This is a genomic window from Deferribacterota bacterium (assembly GCA_034189185.1).
Taxonomy (GTDB): Bacteria; Chrysiogenota; Deferribacteres; order Deferribacterales; family UBA228; genus UBA228.
Genome location: JAXHVM010000192.1, coordinates 1 through 3,259, shown reverse-complemented (window position 1 = coordinate 3,259; position 3,259 = coordinate 1). Strand labels below are relative to the sequence as shown.

Genomic DNA, 3,259 nt, shown 5'->3' with positions numbered 1-3,259 from the left:
ATAAAAAGATTAGATAAAAATTAAAAAATACCATATTCTATAATTAGAATAAATTAATATTTAGAGGTATTTATGAAGGCTTTAATTATTAACTGTATTAGAGATCTTGTAAGAGATAAATTTGGTGCAAATATGTATAAGGATATTGCAGAAAAAGTTGGTTTAGAAGACAAAAATTATTTAAATAATGTAGATATTGATGATGAAACCTTTAAAAAGTTAATAGATGAATTATCAAAGTCTTCTAAATTAAGTGTTAAACAAATATTTGATGCCTTTGGGGATTACTGGGTTAATGTGTTCTCGCAAAAATATTTTAAAAGTTACTATAGAACCTATAAAAATGCTAAAGATTTTTTAATGGCAATGGATAAAATTCACCTAAATGTTGTTAACACCTATGGAGGATCAACACCACCACGTTTTTCTTTTAAGGAAAATGGAAATAAATTAATTATACATTATAACTCAAAAAGGAACTTAATAGATCTTTTAATATCACTCATTAAGGGAGTTGCAAAATACTATAATCAAATGATTAATGTTAATAAGATAGACAATAAAACAATTGAGGTTGAGTTTAAATAATTTATTAAAAATCTATAGTAAAATTAAAATGCTTTGTGCTAATTGGATATCCCTCTTTATCATAACAACGCTCATATACATCTACATTATTGCTATAATCAATTAGAATAACCGTAGATGACCTTGTACCATATTCACCCATTTGAACAAATATGGACGATAATTCTCTTTCATAGACCTTTGGATAACCTGTATCTGGGAGCATATCATCTTCAGCTTTTTTATTATCTGTAAGTAGCCAAAAAAGATCTCTGTATGAAAAATCATCCCTAGATATTATATCTTTAAAAAGCTCCTTACCCCTAACAACTTTTTGCCAAGGAGTATCAAGAAAAGCATTACTTAGCCCGTATATACCACTCTCTAATAATTTTATATTATCTGTTTTATTACTATAATAATAAAGCTCATTAATATCGCCAAAAATAAGATTATAAAAATTGTATTTATCTTTTGTTCTTTTTAAGTATTTGAAAAAATTTGTTATATTCTTATTATGAGTGAGAAAATATTTTACAATCCTACCTCTCGATAACTTCTCTACAGGCTTGTCTATTAATTTTCTAAAATTCGTAAGGGCTGCAATTTTCCCTTTTCTAGAGATTCCAAGCCAAGTACCACTACCCAAAAGATCGCGACCTGCAAGTATATCTGGATTTTCAGGCCAAAAATGCATATTTTCAGTTGGCCTATTAAAAAATTCATCCCTATTTGCGCAAAACATAAGTTTATATTTATTATGATTATTGTAACTAAATATTAAAAAACACATTAATTAAAATATTTTTATATCCCGCTTTCTTTAAGATAAGCACCAAGTATCATTGTCTCAGAATTATAAATAAATAATTCACTAATTAAAGTCTCTTTACTGATATTTCCGCCAAATTGTTTTGGAGAGCTTAAGACTAATTTTTTATTATAATTTTTAATAATTAAATTTTTTGCGTTTCCCATTACCATATTTAATATTTCATTACTTAAATCTACTAATAACATATCATCTATATTATTATTGCCAAATAGGTTTAGATATAACCTCGTTAGTGCTTTCTTTGAAAAACTAATTAATGAAAAACCGTAAAGATCACCCTTTAAAATCATTATTGATGTCAGATCTTTTAACTTTTTGTTATCACCAATTACAGATATTCCCTTTCTATGCACCTTTATATTGAAGATTGATTCAAATATATTAGTAATTGCAATATTAAATATATTAATATATTTTATTGATCCAATTTCCATAATTAGCGCAATTATCTATTTTTATCTAAATGGTAACTATATGCTGCCTTTATAAAATCACTAAATAAAGGATGTGCATCAAAGGGTTTAGACTTAAATTCTGGATGGAATTGACATCCCAAAAACCAACGATGGGTTCTTATTTCAATAATCTCAACCAAATCATTTTCTGGATTTATTCCTGTTACAACCATACCACTTTGCTCAAATTGATCCCTATATTTATTGTTAAACTCCAATCTATGCCTATGCCTTTCATAGATAATCTTTTTCTTATAAGCTCTATATGCACAGCTATCCTCTGCTAATTGACATTTATAAGCACCAAGCCTCATTGATCCGCCCATCTTTTCAATATTCTTTTGATCTAGCATATAATCTATTACAGGGTCTTTAGTATTATTATCAAATTCCACAGAATTAGCATCACTTAATTTCAATACATTTCTAGCATATTCAACAACTGCACACTGTAATCCAAGGCATATTCCAAAAAAAGGAATATCCTTGATCCTAGCAAAATTTATCGCCTTAATTTTACCATTTATACCCCTATCGCCAAAACCACCTGGCACCAAAATACCATCAGTATCCTCAAAATAACTGCTATCAAACTTTACCTCTAGATCCTCGGCATTTACCCAGTGAATATTTACCTTTAAATTATTATTAATTCCACCATGTAACAGGGCTTCATTTAAACTTAGGTAAGCATCTTTTAATTCAATATATTTACCGACTATTGATATATGAACCTCATCAGAGGGATGCTTAATACGATCAACAATATACTCCCACTTGCTAAGATCACTATTTTTATCAATTAAATTTAGTTTTTCTTTAATTAAATTATCAATACCTTCCTTATGCAAATTAATAGGCACCTGATATATTGTAGAAACATCTACTGCGTTGATTACACAGTTGACTGACACATTACAAAAAAGAGCTAGTTTATTTCTAATATCACTATCTAAAGGATATTCAGATCTACATACTAAAATATCAGGTTGTATACCTATTGCCCTCAATTCTCTAACTGAATGTTGAGTAGGTTTTGTCTTTAACTCTCCAGAACTCTTCATAAAAGGCACTAATGTGACATGAATATACAATATTCTATCACCACCGATATCAATCTTTAATTGTCGTATAGCTTCTAGAAAAGGCAGACTTTCAATATCACCAACTGTCCCACCAATTTCAGCCATTATAATATCAAAGTCTTCTTGTTTTTTTAAAATTCCTTTCTTTATTTCATCTGTTATATGGGGAATAACCTGGACTGTATCACCTAAATATGCACCCTTTCTCTCTTTATTAATCACACTATAATAAATCTGGCCAGCAGTAATACTGCAATCTTTTGATGTTGATGAGGTTAAAAATCTCTCATAATGACCAAGATCTAAATCTGTCTCAG

General features: G+C 28.6%; 4 protein-coding genes. 1 reads left to right on the top strand and 3 read right to left on the bottom strand.

The annotated features are described in order from the left end of the window. The first annotated feature begins 72 nt into the window (after nucleotides 1-72). Nucleotides 73-588, top strand: coding sequence for a heme NO-binding domain-containing protein (locus SVN78_09695; GenBank protein ID MDY6821877.1), 516 nt, complete (start codon nucleotides 73-75; stop codon nucleotides 586-588). 4 nt (nucleotides 589-592) lie between these two features. Here SVN78_09695 and SVN78_09690 read toward each other — a convergent pair whose 3' ends face one another. The 3 genes from SVN78_09690 to SVN78_09680 form a co-directional block, all read right to left on the bottom strand. Continuing rightward, nucleotides 593-1,360 (bottom strand): NRDE family protein, encoded by a 768-nt coding sequence (locus SVN78_09690; protein ID MDY6821876.1) that lies wholly within the window; start codon nucleotides 1,358-1,360, stop codon nucleotides 593-595. Between the two features lie 14 nt (nucleotides 1,361-1,374). Beyond that, complete coding sequence (locus SVN78_09685; protein ID MDY6821875.1) at nucleotides 1,375-1,836, bottom strand: chemotaxis protein CheX; 462 nt, start codon at nucleotides 1,834-1,836, stop codon at nucleotides 1,375-1,377. Nucleotides 1,837-1,847: 11 nt separating this feature from the next. Next, the coding region (locus SVN78_09680) for a CTP synthase (GenBank protein ID MDY6821874.1) at nucleotides 1,848-3,259 on the bottom strand (1,412 nt) is incomplete at its 5' end.

Excerpts from the sequence above, each read along its gene's own strand:
- SVN78_09695 (MDY6821877.1), top strand. The coding sequence starts at position 73 with ATGAAGGCTTTAATTATTAACTGTATTAGAGATCTTGTAAGAGATAAA.
- SVN78_09690 (MDY6821876.1), bottom strand. The coding sequence starts at position 1,360 with ATGTGTTTTTTAATATTTAGTTACAATAATCATAATAAATATAAACTT.
- SVN78_09685 (MDY6821875.1), bottom strand. The coding sequence starts at position 1,836 with ATGGAAATTGGATCAATAAAATATATTAATATATTTAATATTGCAATT.